The 15381-nt window shown below is 42.6% G+C and carries 14 protein-coding genes; 7 read left to right on the plus strand and 7 right to left on the minus strand.

All coding sequences use genetic code 11. From position 1 onward, the window contains the following. Nucleotides 1-33 precede the first annotated feature (33 nt). The gene (locus ACUNWA_RS09090) at nt 34-2100 is read right to left on the minus strand and encodes an HD family phosphohydrolase (protein WP_445591583.1); all 2067 of its coding nucleotides are present in this window, start codon (nt 2098-2100) and stop codon (nt 34-36) included. Nucleotides 2101-2284: 184 nt separating this feature from the next. Between ACUNWA_RS09090 and ACUNWA_RS09095 the strand changes: the two genes are divergently transcribed. Both ACUNWA_RS09095 and ACUNWA_RS09100 read left to right on the plus strand, forming a co-directional pair. After that, nucleotides 2285-3070: a C40 family peptidase gene (locus ACUNWA_RS09095; RefSeq protein WP_445591584.1), complete on the plus strand. Its 786-nt coding sequence runs from the start codon at nt 2285-2287 to the stop codon at nt 3068-3070. Nucleotides 3071-3120: 50 nt separating this feature from the next. Next, on the plus strand, nt 3121-3558 hold the full coding sequence (locus ACUNWA_RS09100) for an NUDIX domain-containing protein (RefSeq protein WP_445591585.1): 438 nt from the start codon (nt 3121-3123) through the stop codon (nt 3556-3558). Here ACUNWA_RS09100 and ACUNWA_RS09105 read toward each other — a convergent pair. The 5 genes from ACUNWA_RS09105 to ACUNWA_RS09125 form a co-directional block, all read right to left on the minus strand. Further along, on the minus strand, nt 3546-4190 hold the full coding sequence (locus tag ACUNWA_RS09105; RefSeq protein WP_445591586.1) for a WbqC family protein: 645 nt from the start codon (nt 4188-4190) through the stop codon (nt 3546-3548). The genes ACUNWA_RS09100 and ACUNWA_RS09105 overlap by 13 nt on opposite strands. Nucleotides 4191-4195: 5 nt before the next feature. Then, nucleotides 4196-4525: a LapA family protein gene (locus ACUNWA_RS09110; protein ID WP_445591587.1), complete on the minus strand. Its 330-nt coding sequence runs from the start codon at nt 4523-4525 to the stop codon at nt 4196-4198. Between the two features lie 86 nt (nt 4526-4611). Beyond that, the gene (gene lepB / locus ACUNWA_RS09115) at nt 4612-5952 is read right to left on the minus strand and encodes a signal peptidase I (RefSeq protein WP_445591588.1); all 1341 of its coding nucleotides are present in this window, start codon (nt 5950-5952) and stop codon (nt 4612-4614) included. A gap of 15 nt (nt 5953-5967) precedes the next feature. After that, nucleotides 5968-6684: a 4-hydroxy-tetrahydrodipicolinate reductase gene (gene dapB, locus ACUNWA_RS09120; protein ID WP_445591589.1), complete on the minus strand. Its 717-nt coding sequence runs from the start codon at nt 6682-6684 to the stop codon at nt 5968-5970. A gap of 289 nt (nt 6685-6973) precedes the next feature. Further along, a complete protein-coding gene (locus tag ACUNWA_RS09125) occupies nt 6974-8320 on the minus strand; it encodes a sodium:solute symporter family protein (RefSeq protein ID WP_445591590.1) in 1347 nt (448 codons plus the stop codon). A 137-nt stretch (nt 8321-8457) separates the two neighbouring features. On the opposite strand from ACUNWA_RS09125, the gene ACUNWA_RS09130 reads away from it, so the two are divergent. Beyond that, nucleotides 8458-8799: a PadR family transcriptional regulator gene (locus ACUNWA_RS09130; protein ID WP_445591591.1), complete on the plus strand. Its 342-nt coding sequence runs from the start codon at nt 8458-8460 to the stop codon at nt 8797-8799. A 40-nt stretch (nt 8800-8839) separates the two neighbouring features. Here ACUNWA_RS09130 and ACUNWA_RS09135 read toward each other — a convergent pair whose 3' ends face one another. Then, the gene (locus tag ACUNWA_RS09135) at nt 8840-10012 is read right to left on the minus strand and encodes a hypothetical protein (protein WP_445591592.1); all 1173 of its coding nucleotides are present in this window, start codon (nt 10010-10012) and stop codon (nt 8840-8842) included. 134 nt (nt 10013-10146) lie between these two features. On the opposite strand from ACUNWA_RS09135, the gene ACUNWA_RS09140 reads away from it, so the two are divergent. From ACUNWA_RS09140 to ACUNWA_RS09155, 4 genes are all read left to right on the plus strand, one after another. After that, nucleotides 10147-11481, plus strand: coding sequence for a 3-keto-disaccharide hydrolase (locus ACUNWA_RS09140; RefSeq protein WP_445591593.1), 1335 nt, complete (start codon nt 10147-10149; stop codon nt 11479-11481). Nucleotides 11482-11484: 3 nt separating this feature from the next. Next, nucleotides 11485-12336 (plus strand): sugar phosphate isomerase/epimerase family protein, encoded by an 852-nt coding sequence (locus tag ACUNWA_RS09145; protein WP_445591594.1) that lies wholly within the window; start codon nt 11485-11487, stop codon nt 12334-12336. Between the two features lie 27 nt (nt 12337-12363). Beyond that, on the plus strand, nt 12364-13710 hold the full coding sequence (locus tag ACUNWA_RS09150; protein ID WP_445591595.1) for a Gfo/Idh/MocA family oxidoreductase: 1347 nt from the start codon (nt 12364-12366) through the stop codon (nt 13708-13710). Nucleotides 13711-14134: 424 nt separating this feature from the next. Continuing rightward, a complete protein-coding gene (locus ACUNWA_RS09155) occupies nt 14135-15349 on the plus strand; it encodes a PQQ-binding-like beta-propeller repeat protein (protein WP_445591596.1) in 1215 nt (404 codons plus the stop codon). Nucleotides 15350-15381: the final 32 nt, after the last annotated feature.

Raw genomic sequence — 15381 nt, forward strand, 5'->3', positions numbered from 1 at the left:
AAAGAAGTCCTCCATTCTGCTGTTGCATTCGTTTTATTTCGACACTTTGTTGTTCTCTTCGGGATATTCAATGCGTACATGATAAATATTCAGCAATTTTTCAAGAATTGTTTCTTTGAAGATACGAATATCTCGAAGGGTTAAATCGGCGTTTTCCATCTGTCCGGAATCCAGTTTATCCTTCACCATTTTCTCAATTAATTGTTGAAGGTTCTCATGGGTCTTTTCTTTCTGTGCACGGGCTGCCGCTTCAATTCCATCGGTGAGCATTACCACGGTGGTTTCTTTGCTTTTGGGTGGTGGCCCCGGGTAGGTAAATTCCTTTGGATCAACTACTTCTTCAGGGTGATCATTCTTATAAGTAGTATAGAAATACTTGGCCTGCGTGGTTCCGTGGTGACTACTGATGAAATCAATAATCATCTCTGGAAGCTTGTGGCGACGAGCAATCTTAACCCCACGGGTAACATGGTCAATAATTATTTTGGCGCTTTCCTTATTGTCGAGTTCACTGTGCGGGCTCATGCCTGCCACTTGGTTTTCGACAAAAAAAGCGGGTTGATTGGTTTTGCCAATGTCGTGGTATAAGGCCCCTGCCCGAACCAGGAATGGGTTTCCTCCAATCCGAAGAATGACTTCTTCGGCCAGGTTGGCTATCTGCATGGAGTGTTGAAAGGTGCCGGGAGCCTCTTGTGCCAGCTTCCGGAGCAGGGGTTGATTGGTGTCGGATAGTTCGATAAGTGTCACATCAGAAACAAAACCGAATAGCTTTTCAAAAATGTAAATTAATGGATAAGCAAGTAAGATAAGGAGGGCATTACCTCCAAACCATTGCAGTTCTTCCCATTGAATGGACTCAATATTTCCTTCCTGAATCATGGATAAGGCCAGGAAAACGACAGAGTAACTGATAAATACCCACATGGCTGTTAGCACTAAATGCGAGCGGCGATGCAATTTATCTAAACTAAAAACAGCAATAATTCCGGCAACTTGGTTCAGAAAGATGTACTCGAAATTATTAGGAGCGAAATAGCCGATTAATAGGGTCGTAACCAGAAGAGTGAAGATCGCCGTTCGCGAGTCGAAAAAAATACGTAGCAAGATTGGTAGAATGGCCAGTGGTACTAGATAAAGATCAATGAAATCGCGGTCGTTTACAAAGCGCGAGGTGAAAACCATCAACACAATCATAATGAGAATGAAACTCAGTCGGCGTTTTTGCTTGAATATCTCGGGCCTGAAGTAATACAAATAAAAAATCAGGATGAGTAAGCTGGAAATAATCAGGATGATTTTACCTAGAATCAGCAGATAGCGTTCAATGTTCTGTCCGCGTTTGGTTTCATAGCTCTTTTTCAAGGACTCCAGAATCACGAACTTGTCAGGTGTTACAATGTCGCCTTTGAAAATTATCCGTTCGCCTGCTTGAACCATGCCCTGGGTAATAGAGATCTCAGCTAGCTGTTTTTGCAATTCGCTGGCATTTAAATCATTATCGTAAGTTATGTTGGCCGTGATAAAATCACTTAGATTCACAACTTGGTTAAAAGTATTGAATTTATCCCCCATGCTGGCTCTAATGGTATCGCTTAGTTCCTGATAGGCTGTTTTTAAGGTGTATAGCTCGTCGACAGGGGCGCGTGATGCGAGCTTATCCTGGATTAAAATGACCTCCTTTTTATTTGTTAAGGCTGGATGATTCTCGGGCGCCTGCTCAATCAATCCGGTTTGGTATAGTTCGAGTAAGAACTGGGTGAGGTTCTGTATTGTTGTTGTATCGAGCTGGTAGTTTCCTAATACTCTGCCCAGGTTGTTGGTTTGCGCTATCTGCTCCAGGGTGTCAACCTTTAGGTAGGGGATGTATTGACTTTTGACTGAGTCCTGTTCAAGTTTAACTTCTTCTTCTCCTTTTAAAATAGCGAAGTTAAATGGAGCAACTAAGGTTTCATGTCGCCAGGGAGCATTTTTTTGAAACTCATATTTGAACCGACTCTCGCCGGGGATGATTAAATAAAGCAGAAAAACAGTTGCCAGAAATACGAATGCGATGTAAAAAAAGTGGTAGTAGCGGGCTAAGCGCGTTAATAACTTTTTCATAAATACTTTTTTAAAGGCTTACAAAGACTACACAAAACTAGTCTTGAAGTTTTATATTTGAACTCTTAAAATTAGTAATTTCTTTCATGAAACGAGCCATGAGAACATATTTCTCATCCATGAGGATTCCGCCATGCATCGGATTGGCAAGTTTTATGTGGGTATGAAAAGTAATAACAGACAAATGAATTACGGAATTTCCGGACTAAGTATCATACCGTTGCGTAAAGATCCCTCCGAGCGAAGTGAAATGACTAGCCAAGTTTTATTTGGAGAGCATTTTGAAGTACACGAACAATTTATGGGTTGGTGCCGAATTACTATGGGCTACGATGGCTATGAGGGATGGGTGGATCAGAAAATGATTACAGAATTAAATGAGCGAGCCTACTTGAAGATAATGAACTCTCCCTTTGCCGTTTGCACCGATATTTTCAATCTTATTCCCATTGAGGGAGAACAAAATATGATGATTGTGGCAGGTAGTACTTTGCCTTGTTGGCGCCCCTATAAAAAAGAGTTTTCGATTAATCGGGATGTTTTTCAGATGAATGGAAAATTTATGTATCAACAGCCAGCTGATGAACGTAAATTGATTATTCAGCAAGCTTTGATGTATTTCAATGTACCATACTTGTGGGGTGGACGTTCTCCTTTTGGTATTGATTGTTCCGGCTTGATACAGATCATCTATAAGCAAGCGGGCATACAGTTACCCCGCGATGCCAGCCAGCAAGTGCACATTGGAACTGCTTTTTCGTTTGTGGAAGAAGCTTTGCCTGGCGATTTGGCTTTCTTTGATGATGAAGAAGGAAACATCATCCATGTGGGTATCATCTGGGAGAAGAATAAAATTATTCATGCATCGGGGAAAGTGCGGATTGACAATGTCGATCAGTTCGGGATTTTCAATTTGGAAACCAAGCGCTATTCGCATAAAATGCGTGTAATGAAACGAGTAATAGAATAAAAACAAAGGTCTGAAATCTTAACTTGAGCCCTGATTAATTCTCATATCTAATGACAGCAAGCTATACTTATAAATATCCTCGTCCGTCGGTAACGACCGATGCATTGATTCTCAGAAAAAAAACAGCCGAAATTTTGCTCATCCGTCGGGCAATCGCCCCCTATCAAAATCATTGGGCGTTGCCTGGTGGTTTTATTGACATGGATGAATTGCTTGTAGATGCCTGCAAGCGGGAGTTGAAGGAAGAAACCGGGCTGGAAGTGGATAACCTGGAGCAGTTTCGGGTGTACGATGGTGTTGATCGCGACCCCAGAGGGCGCACTCTTTCTGTTGTTTTTTATGGTTTTGTAGAGGCTGACGCTGGCGTTAAAGGCGGCGATGATGCTGCTGAAGCTGCCTGGTTTAAGCTAGATCAGCTGCCTGATCTGGCTTTTGATCATGCTGATATTATTCTCGACTTTCTACGCTTACTTGGTCAGTCGTGCTGAATGCTTTTTAGCAAAATTTCATAACTTTCTGAACCACTGTTGAAGAGCAAATCCAAACAGCTCAGGTTAGGGGTAAATCCAAATTTATTGTCAAAAACCTGTGCGTAGGGTTGGGCCTCGAACTGCGAATCGGGGAGGGCCTTTTGCGGTTTGGGGTGAATGGCTTCCCGGAAATTTAAGCAGTTGGGGGAGACTTCCTCAAAATCCTCGGTTAGTTTAATGGTGGTGGACAATTCTAAAATGTCGAGCACTGTTTGTAGTATTTCTTGGTTGAAGTCCAGTAAAAACGAATAATGCTTTTCAAAGAAGGGGCGAAAATCATCTTGAAGTACCTCAAAAAATGGCGACGATTGGTAGGCCGAAACAATGGCTTGCCAATGAATGTGTTGCCAATTAGTGTCGTACGAAATCCGAATATCTTTGATCAGCTGCTTTCGGCTGCGTCCTTTTTCTACTGGAAATATCAACGATTCCGGCCCATTCGCAGCCAGAATGATCGTCCGGTTGCGGTAGGTTTGCTTGGTGAAATTTTCTGCCGTTTCAATCCAAATGCTTGGGTGATCAACAAATTTAGAGAGGTACTGAACGGGTGGAAAATAAGCGGTGCTCAGTAAAATGTCAGGTTTTATCATTTCCCTTAATCTTTAAAAAAACTGTCCTCATTATCATCGGTCATTTCAACTCCTTCGATGTGAGGTTTTTCTTCTTTTGAGTTCTGGTTCTGTTCCAGTTCTTTGATTCTCTTTTGCTTTTCTTTTAGCTGGCTTTTCAGTTTCCATATTTGGGGGTAGCTGAGCAAGAAGGCCAGAACAACCCCCAGGATTAAACAAACGATTAGTGCCAAAACCAAAGAAACCTCATGCACATTCCAGAAAAAGACATGTAAATCAATGGTCGTTGGATTTTGTAGGGTAAAAATAACCAGCAATAAAGCCAGTATGAGAAAAAAAATGATTCCTGCTGACATATGTTTTGTTTTGAGGGAATTTACTAAAAAAAAAGGATAATGAAGCAAATCTTCACTATCCTTTTTTAAAACAGTGAATGGCCTGCTTAATGAACAAACGAAAATAGTCTGCTCCAGCGAATATTGTTCGGCAAGCTCTTTTCCTTGTCGAGTGAAAGCCAGATGAAAACGGCTTTTCCAACAATGTGGTCTTCCGGTACAAAGCCCCAATAGCGCGAATCGGCCGAATTGTGGCGGTTATCACCCATCATCCAGAAATAATCCATTTCGAACGTATAGTTGTCTGTCGCTACACCATCAATATAAATGGTACTGTCTTTTACGGTCAATTCATGATTTTCATACAAATCAATAATTCGTTCGTACAGAGGTAAGCTTTCCATTGTAAGGCCTACCGTTTCACCTTTTTGGGGAACTGTTAGCGGGCCAAGATTATCAACATTCCACTGGTAGTTCTTGTTGTGTGGAAAGATATTCTGGTCCCAATTGCCTGCTGGCATATTCACCCGTTTGATTGAGGTGATGTTGTTCAGTTTGTCCAATTCTTTTACATATTCCTCCGTTAGCGGATAGAGGTACTGCGAACCTGAAAAGACTTGCTGATCGGCTTTAGAGATACCTATCTTTTCAAGCACCCGCGGGTTGATTGGCGTGCCGTTTGTGGTGATGATGTAATCGTACTGAACGCCTGGGAACCCTTTCTGAGTTTCACCATTGACATACAGCTGCCCATCTTTCAATTCCAACACATCGCCTGCAATTCCAACACATCGCTTGATGTAGTTTTCGCGCTTATCAACAGGCCGGCTGATGATTTTTCCAAAGGTGCGCTCATCATTCCAAATCCGGTCGCGTCCGTAGGAGCGGATCAGTTGGTAATAATCCTGCGTTGGCATGTTCATAGCCACCGTATCTCCATGCGGAAAGTTAAAAACGACCACATCGTTGTTCTCTACTTCACCAAAACCAGCCATGCGTTTGTAAGGATTCTGAATCCATTCGACATACGATTTTTTTGTTTTCGATAGCGGCATTGTATGGTGCACAAACGGAAATGAAAGGGGAGTGTTGGGTAGTTTGGGGCCATACGATGTTTTGCTTACGAACAGAAAATCGCCAACAAGCATGGATTTTTCCATGGATGAGGTAGGAATGGTGTAAGCTTCAATAAAGAACATGCGGATAAAGGTGGCTGCAATGACTGCAAAAATAATAGCATCAACCCATTCAACAACTTTGGTCTGCTTACCTTCCGGCGGGTTTTTCTTTTTCCAGAAGGCCCAATGTACTTTTTTAGTAATGTACATATCGAAAATAACTACCAGGCCGATAAGCCACCAATAGCTTGTCATCCAAAGGACCCATAGGCTATAAAGCAGGGCAACAAAGATGAATTTGAACCATTTGTTCGTTAAAATTTCTCTCATCAGTTTTAGGGTATGTTATAGGTTTAAAAGATCATTCATGCTGACCAATCCTTTTTTATCGGCACTGAATTCGGCCGCCAGCACGGCGCCAAGAGCAAATCCTTGCCGGCTTTTCGCGCTGTGCTCAATTTCGATGTAATCAATCTCCGACTCATATTTCACCCGGTGAATTCCCGGAACGTCTCCTTCGCGGATGGCTTCAATATGCATCTCTTTTGCATTTTTGGGGGCGTCCAGTGTCCAGCTGCTCTTCCCGGGATGAAGCTCAAACAAGTCCTCTGCCAGGCTGATAGCTGTTCCGCTTGGTGCATCTAGCTTTTTGGTGTGATGAACTTCTTCCATGCTGATGTCATATTCAGAACGGCCTTTCATCAGCTCTGCCAATTTTTTGTTCAGCGCAAAAAACAAGTTGACTCCTAAACTAAAGTTGGAAGCGTAGAAAAACGTTCCATCCTGTTTTTTCATTTCTTCCAGTACTTCGGCTTTTTTGTCGAGCCAGCCTGTTGTGCCGCTAACAACCGGAACATTACTGGCAAAACAGGTTTTATAATTGTTGAGCGCTGAAGCCGGAATGGTAAATTCAATCGCGACATCTGCTTTTTTTAGGTTCTCTACCGTGAGATCGTTTTGGTTGTCCACATCAATCGTCAAAACAATTTCGTGTCCACGCTCTTTGGCAATGGATTCAATTGCTTTCCCCATTCTGCCGTAACCTATTAATGCAATTTTCATTTATCTGTATTTTTTTGTTGTCAAAATAACTTCAAAAACAGCGAGGGTTTTCTTTTTTTATGAAGCCGCTTAATTTATTTCCCCGCGCTTTGTGAGGCGCTTTATAAGGATGTTGAAAATTTGTCAGGCTTCACCCTACTTTATTTTGAAAGCATACAAAGATATAAATTACATGATAAATGTATAATTCTAGCGAGACCGATGAAACAATTTTCGTCAAACAGCAACAATTGGAGGGAGAAATGAGCTCGATTGCCTGGCAAAATGGAAGGGACAAGAGTTGGATTGGCTAATGCCGAACCGCTGGTCTTCTCTCAGGAATAGCCAGAATAGCGGCATTGATGACAAAGGCCAGAATAATGATCCAATAGCCATAGTTACCGGCCCATAAGCCAGTGCCCAGTTTCCCGCTCAGAGCAATCAGTCCGCCGGCACCCATAGCCCATATACTGAGCCGTTTATTAACTTTAAGATTAGTCAACGCAGCAATCAGCGGAACAATAAAAGCTCCCGAGTAAAAAGCCAGAGCGAGAAGTAGGGTGCCAATAATGGAGGTAACCTTCAGGGCTAGCAAAACGCTGATCGCCCCACTTAACAGAATGAAATAGCGGGTGTTTTTTAGCGACCTGGCGTTATTGATATCCGGATGAATCAGTTCGCTTAAAATCATGGATGAGGTCAGCAAGGTAGTATCGGCTGATGAAAGTACGGCCGACAACAAGGCTGCGGCCATGACTCCGCCAATCCAATCAGGAAGGTACAGGTTAATAATATCAATTAACGCTGCCGACTCTTCCAGCTTGCCTGCGGGCAAATGACTGAATGCGAAGACCCCGACATACGCGAGGATGAAAGCAAATGGGAGCAATACTGAAGCCACAATTCGGACACTTTTTCTGGCCGTTTTTTCATCTTTAGCACAGAATACCCGCGAATAAATATCGGGCCCAACGACAAAAGTGCTTGAAAAAGTCAGGATCAGAATGACTAAATCAATGCCTGAAAAATGAGGATTAAATGGAAATGATTGACTGAATGCAGGGACTTGTTCGGGGGCACTCCACAACATAAAGGCGGTTAAAATAACGCCGAATAGAATGATACAAGATTGTAAAAGATCTGTTTTAATGATTGAGATTTGCCCTCCAATCAGGGTGTATAAGATAAAAACGGCGCCCGACAGCAGCACGCCGGTTTCGTAGGGCATGTCGAAAAAGCTAAACAGGATTTTGGCCGATGCAATAATTTGCGCTGCTACAATGCCGGTCCAGGCCAGCGGAATAATAACTGAAGCCGTTTTACGCGCTGTTTCGCCGTAAAATTGCCCAATCAGGTTGGTGAGCGTGTATTTTCCCAGACGATTGACTTTGCCTACCAAAGGTACCAAAAGCCATAGCCCGAGCGATGCCGCAACTAAGTACCAGGCTGCAGCCCAGCTTTGATCCTTGGTCAGATTGACGGTTCCTAAAATAGCCGATCCACCAAGTACGGTAGCCAGCAAACTGCCTGAGACCTGCCAGAATCCGGAGCGTTTGCCGGCAATAAAATAGTCGGTAGGTTCCTTTATTTTCAGCCAGGAATAAATGCCTAAGGCAACAATGAAAATAAAGTATAGGATGAGAATGGTAACTTTCATTTTGAAATTTGTACAAAAATAAGAAAATAGAAGCACCTGCAATGGCTGAACGTTTTTTCTGAAATATTCAACGCATTCCCTTGATGTAGTTTGTGGAATTTTGTATACTTATCCTCGATATGTGAAAAAGCAAATATATGAAAGGTATTTCAAAAGAATGGAAGGGCGCAGTAGCTATTCCGTTTGTTTTATTGTCTTTGAGTTCGTCTGACAGTTATGGATATGAGATCGTTCAAAATGTCAAGCGAATGAGTGATGGCATTGTGGAATGGCAAGAGGCAAGCATCTATCCGGTTTTAAAAAAACTTGAGAAAGAAGGCTTAGTCAAATCCTATTGGAAAGTTGAAGGTAACGAACGGCCCCGGCGCTATTACACGATTCTGGATGAGGGAAAAAAGCGACTGAATGCGCAACTGGAGGAGCTGAAAATCATCAATAAATTGTTCGATATGCTTATGCGGGAGCGGGGAATGGATTGATTGCGTTCAGATGTGTTGATGGCTTTCCAATCATTCCCAGTTACTCTACCTTCACCAACTCAAACGATAGATCTGTTTTGTTGATTCCTTCTACTTGGTAGAGTGCTTTGAAGCTTTCCGTATCAAGTTGTTTTGACTTTTCATTTATGAAGCTTCTTAAATAATCTGGCTTAGTCAGCTGATTGACCACCGATATATTACCGATATCCTGTGTTGACAGAAAAAGCAAAAACCGGTTGCCAGTATAGCCTTTGGTGTTGATGACCAAGGCATAGTCGGTTTCCTTGGTGTTATTGTTGGTTGGTTGATAGATTTCGGCACAAGGATCGTTTGAAAAGATAAGCTGCCTGGAAGCGCTTCCGACTCCAAAGGAGAAATTGATGTCGTTTACAATGTTCTCAAACAGTCCCATGTTTTTATAATTACCGACAAAAATGATATTGTTGTTTTTCAAATCATCTGGTTGCAAATCTGAAGAGAGCTTGACATGAATTTCGGCACCTGTTTGTGCAAAAACCTTGTAAATATGACTTTGACAAAAAGCGGCCATCTTTGACAAGTAGGTGAGGTGTGATTTGGATAAGCTGAACACCAAGTCCGGATTCTTATCTAATAGATGTTCATATTCCACTTCCGAATTGATGCTGAAATCGCGATAAACGCCAGTATTGCCTGTGGGTAACTCTCCTGAGAAAACAAAGTAATCACCCAAAACCAGCAGGGTGGGCTTTTCGTTTTCGGCAAAGGATTGCCAAACAGGCAAGTCTTCCCAGGGATTGTTGTTTTGGGTTCTTTGCTGCACGAACAAGTAGCTGATAGCAATTAAAGCTGCTAGGCTGATTAAAAACGGAACCAGAAAAACATATCTAACGGGTTTACGGTGATCTTTGGGCGAATCAAACCGAACCCGGTATTTGCCTTTTTCAACTACAAAAATGACCGGATCCTTGCTGCCTTCTGCGTCATAATAGTCTTTTAGCTTTTTGCGAACATTGTGAATATAGACACGGATGTTGGAATCCTGTTTCTCATTTTCATCATACTTTTTACCGAAAAGTTCAACGCCAATCGTGAATTCTTTGGGGTTCTTCCCCTCCAGTGATGCTTCTGTCAGGTAGCATAACAAATCACAGCTTATTTTTGACTTCGCGAAATGTCTGCTGCTGGTGATCTTTTTTAAGTGTTTGTTTATTAAGCCTGTATTGATGGTCATGGTTTGTGCTATAGCTTAGTTGTAACTGTTATAAAACCCGTTTTAGGCGAACAAATATACCTGAAATATCTCTATTTTTATATATTCGTTATCGTTCACGACGATTTCTAAGTAATTAAATCAATAATACAGTTATGAAAATTCGAATTACAACGCTTTTTATTTTAATGAGTTCTTTTTTATTTGCCGGACAGGCAGATGGTTGGGAGTATCTTTTTAACGGGAAAGACTTGTCGGGCTGGAAGCAGCTGAATGGAAAAGCTAAATACGAAGTGGTCAATGGAGTTATTGTTGGCACAACCGTTGCCAATACGCCCAACTCGTTCCTAACAACCGAAAAGGACTATAGCGACTTTATTCTGGAGGTGGAGCTGAAGGTAGATGATCGGATGAATTCTGGTATCCAGTTTCGCAGCCAGAGCAAGGCGGATTACAATAATGGACGGGTGCATGGCTACCAGTGCGAAGTGGATCCCTCAAGGCGTGCCTGGAGTGGCGGTATTTACGATGAAGCCCGCCGTGGCTGGCTGTATCCGTGTACGCTGAATCCCGAAGGAGGAAAAGTATTTCGCAATGGCGAGTGGAATTTATACCGAATCGAATGTGTTGGAAACGATATTCGTACTTTTTTAAACGGAAAGCCGGTAGCGCATTTGATTGATGATATGACTCCCAAAGGCTTTATTTCCTTGCAGGTTCATTCCGTTAATGGTGCCGACCAGGTTGGCCGTCAGATTAAATGGAGGAATGTACGCATCAAAACAAAAGATCTAAAACTGACTCCGATGGACGATGTTTTCGTTGTTAACTTGCTTCCGAATCAACTTTCGGAAACAGAGCAGAATCAAGGCATCAAATTGCTGTTCGACGGCGAAACTACCGAAGGATGGAAAAGTGCATCGGCTGATCAATTCCCGGATAAAGGCTGGGTGGTAAAAGATGGTGCTCTGACAATTTTGTCGGAGAATGAAGTTGCTAAGCGACCAGGCGATATTGTTACAAAAGAAAAGTTTAAAGCGTTTGACCTTCAATTCGAATTTAAACTGACCAAGGCCGCGAACAGCGGAATTAAATACCGCACGGGAAATAATGGCCCTAGCATTGGGCTCGAGTATCAGGTTTTGGATGATGCCAATCACCCCGATGCTAAGCAGGGAGCTGCCGGTAACCGGAAAATGGCTTCGCTGTACGATCTGATTCCTTCTGAAACGGAAGGACGTTTTGTTAAGCCGGTTGGTCAGTGGAATCGCGGACGTCTGGTGGTTTATCCTGACAACCGGGTCGAACATTGGCTCAATGGAATTAAAGTGGTAGAATATACCATCGACTCCAATATTTTTCATGCATTGGTAGCTCGCAGTAAATACGCTGATTATAAAGACTTCGGCTTGGTTGAAGAGACTCCTATTCTTTTACAGGATCACCAGGATGAGGTACATTTCAGAAGTCTGAAAATACGAAAACTATAAGCTATGAAATCGATGAATAAACTAACAACCGGACTACTGGCTTCCTTGTTTTTGCTGTTTGCAGTTGGAATCTCGTCATGTCAAACAGAATCGCAGCCAGCGAAAAAGGAAGTGAAGAAAGAAATCAAATTCAAATTAGGCGTTGCTTCCTACTCGCTTCGGAAATTTGATATTGATAAGACACTGGAGTTTACCAAGCAATTGGGAGCTGACTACGTTGCGTTCAAAAGTTTTCATTTAAAACTGGATGCTACAGATGCCGAAATTGCCGAGGCCGTCCAGAAATCTAAAGTAGCCGGACTGGATTTATATGCAGGAGGCGTTATTTATATGAAAACAGAAGCTGAGGTGGATCAGGCCTTTGAGTATGCCAAAAAAGCCGAAATGGACATGATTGTTGGAGTGCCTGCCCATGAGTTGCTTCCTTATGTCGAAAATAAAGTGAAAGAATACGATATCAAATTGGCTATTCATAACCATGGCCCAGGCGATAAACTGTATCCAAGTGCCGAAAGTGCATACATGCTGATTAAAGATATGGATCCACGCATGGGTCTGTGTATCGACATTGGCCACACCAAGCGCATTGGACGTAGTCCGTCGCAAGATGTCAAAGACTTTTTTGACCGGGTATTGGATATTCATATCAAGGACGTTACAAAAGCCGATCATGATGGATCAACCTGCGAAATTGGTCATGGTGTAATTGATTTCAACCAATTTTTAAATGATTTGGTTGACTTGAACTACGATGGCGTAATCGCTTTGGAGTATGAAAAGGATGGTGATAATCCTTTCCGGGGGATGGCTGAATCAATGGGCTATGTCAAGGGTATTTTATCAACGATGCAATAAACCTAATAACGAATAAATCAAAAGAAAATGAGTTCAAACAGAAGAGATTTTTTAAGAAAAGCTGCTGTGGGTGCTGCCGGAATTACGCTGGGTGGATCGGCCATGGGCATGTCGGCCAAGAGTTATTCCCGAATTATAGGAGCCAATGATCGTTTGCAAGTTGCCTATATGGGCTGCGGGCGTCGGGTTGGCGCTTATTACAATGCAGTTAAAGATAAAAACAACAACATTGATCTGGCCTACATCTGTGATGTGATGAAAAGTCAGCGCGAAAGGGTAGCTAAAGATTTAAAAGGCAAGGTCAGTGGTGAAGCCAAGCTGGTTAACGATATTCGCGAAGTGTTTGCCGATAAGAAAGTAGATGCTGTTTTTAATGCGACACCCGATCATTGGCATGCGCCGGGAACCTGGATGGCTATGGAGGCCGGCAAGCATGTCTACATCGAAAAGCCCTGTAGCCACAGCCCACGCGAAGGCGAACTGCTGGTTCATTTTCAGCAAAAATATGGCAAAGTTGTGCAAATGGGGAACCAACAGCGTTCATCCCGCGAGTCAATCGCTATTATTAAAGATATACACGAAGGTGCAATAGGCGATGTGTATCGTGCTGTTGCATTTTACTCGAATCAGCGCGGAGTAGTTCCGGTACCTAAAAAAGCGTCGGTTCCTGAAGGATTGGACTGGAATTTATGGCAGGGGCCAGCACCTCACGAGGATTACCGTCATAATACATGGGATTACAACTGGCACTGGTATGGATGGAACTGGGGAACAGCCGAAACCGGCAACAACGCTACCCACGAACTGGACATTGCTCGCTGGGCTTTGCAGGTCGATTATCCTGAGCATGTGGACGTGCAGGCTGCCAAGCGTCATTTTCTTGATGATGGTTGGGAAATGTATGATACAATGGATGCCAGTTTTCGTTTTCCTGGCAATAAGATGATTGCGTGGGACGGCAAAAGCCGCAATGCATACAGCACATACGGCTCTGGGCGTGGAACAATTATTTATGGTACAGAAGGATCTGTGTATGTGGATCGTGGAGGCTACAAATTGTATGACAGAGCTGGGAAGCTTGTTCGCGATAGCAAGTCGGCAAGTAACGAGGCCGGAACCGCTCTTGGCGGAGGTGGTGATATGACAGATGTGCACGTTATTAACTTTTTCGATAACATCAGGGGAAAATCCAGTTTGCTGAATTCACCTATCGATATGGGAGCGAAAAGTCAGATGCTAACTCATTATGCTAATATCTCTTATCGCATTGGAAAATCATTTGATGTGGATACGCAAAACGGACATATCTACGATCGTGATGCTATGAAATTATGGGATCGTCAATACCAGCCCGGTTGGGAACCAAAATTGTAATTTGAAGAATTAGATTTCGCTAAAAGCTTCCGGTTGTCCGGGGGCTTTTTTTTTGCTCTTTGTTGTGAGTTTAATTTAATATTCATGTCTGGAATCAATGTAAATATTCATTTCCGTAATGGATAAACGAGAGTTTAGTGGTGTTGAAAAAAGAGAATACACTTGGTTTACAGCTTATTATTATGAATAATGAGCTGTAGATATTTCTCAAGATTGCTCGTGATAGGCGTAAGTTATTTACCTTTATTAAGGAATGTCAATTGCGTATTGCTCAGGAGTACAGCCGTTTGGTATTCTTATGTATATCATAATTCTTGTTAATAAATGTAACTATTTAGAACCTTGTTAAATTTGCAAGGTGGTTATGTGGTCTGGTCTTTCCTTAATAAATTTGAGATCGTTTGATTTCACTAACAAAAAAACCATGAAAAACCGCTTGACAATCTTATTATTTAGTGTTTTTATTGGCTTAAGTGCCTTGGCCCAACAGCCCACCCAATGGCGAGGCGAAAACTCTGAAGCCAAATATCCTGCCCCAAACTTGTTGGCATCCTGGCCTGCCGATGGTCCCGAAGTCCTCTGGCATTACGATGCGCTGGGAGATGGCTTTTCCACACCGGCTTTTGCCAACGGTAAAATCTACTGTACTGGCATGGAGGATGACTTTGGATACATCAACATTTTCAATGAACAAGGTACATTTCAAAAGAAAATAAAGTACGGGAAAGAGTTTGACGTGAGCTATCCCGGAGCACGACCAACGCCAACCATTGTGGGTGATCTGGCTTATGTATCTACCGGATATGGCGAGTTGGTTTGCCTGAATTTGAGTACTGAAAAAATTGTATGGAATAAAGAACTGGACGCTGATTTTGGTGCTGAAAATATTCGCTTCGGATTTACGGAGTCGGTGGTAGTCGATGGCGATAAAGTTTATTTCACCCCTGGAGGCAAAGAATACAACGTGGTGGCGCTAAATCGCATGACGGGTGATCTAATTTGGAAAAACAAAGGGAAAGGACAACTTTCAGCTTATTGCACTCCTAAGCTGGTTAAACTGCCTCAGCGTCAATTGTTGGTTACACACACCGGCAATCAGATCATTGCTGTGGATACCGAAAATGGCCAACTTTTATGGAGCTATCCATTTCCCAATCAATATAACATTCACCCCAATACTCCGATTTATGCAGATGGTGCGCTGTTTTGTTTTACCGGTTACGGACAAGGCAGCGTGAAACTGGCTTTAAACGAGGATGGATCTGCTGTGACAAAAGTTTGGAGTACTGAAAAAATGGATAATCAAATGGGCGGTGCAGAAATTGTTGACGGTTATGTTTATGCTTCTGGTCACAAGTCACGTGGCTGGTTTTGTTATGATTATGCTACCGGACAGGAAATGTGGAATTCAACCGAAATGGGCAATGGAGCTATCATCATGGCTGCAGATAAGTTTATTTTATATTCCGATCGGGGAGAACTGGCTTTGGTGAATCCAAGTCCCGAAAAATTGGATATCATTTCAAAAACCAAAGTACAATACGGATCGGCTCAGCATTGGGCACATCCGGTAGTTCACAAGGGCATTTTGTATGTCCGGCATGGAAAATCTTTAATCGCGTATAAAATATCAGCTTAGTTTCCGAAACTCTCGGGAGACTTGCCTAAACC

The sequence above is a fragment of the Sunxiuqinia sp. sy24 genome, from assembly GCF_052677165.1.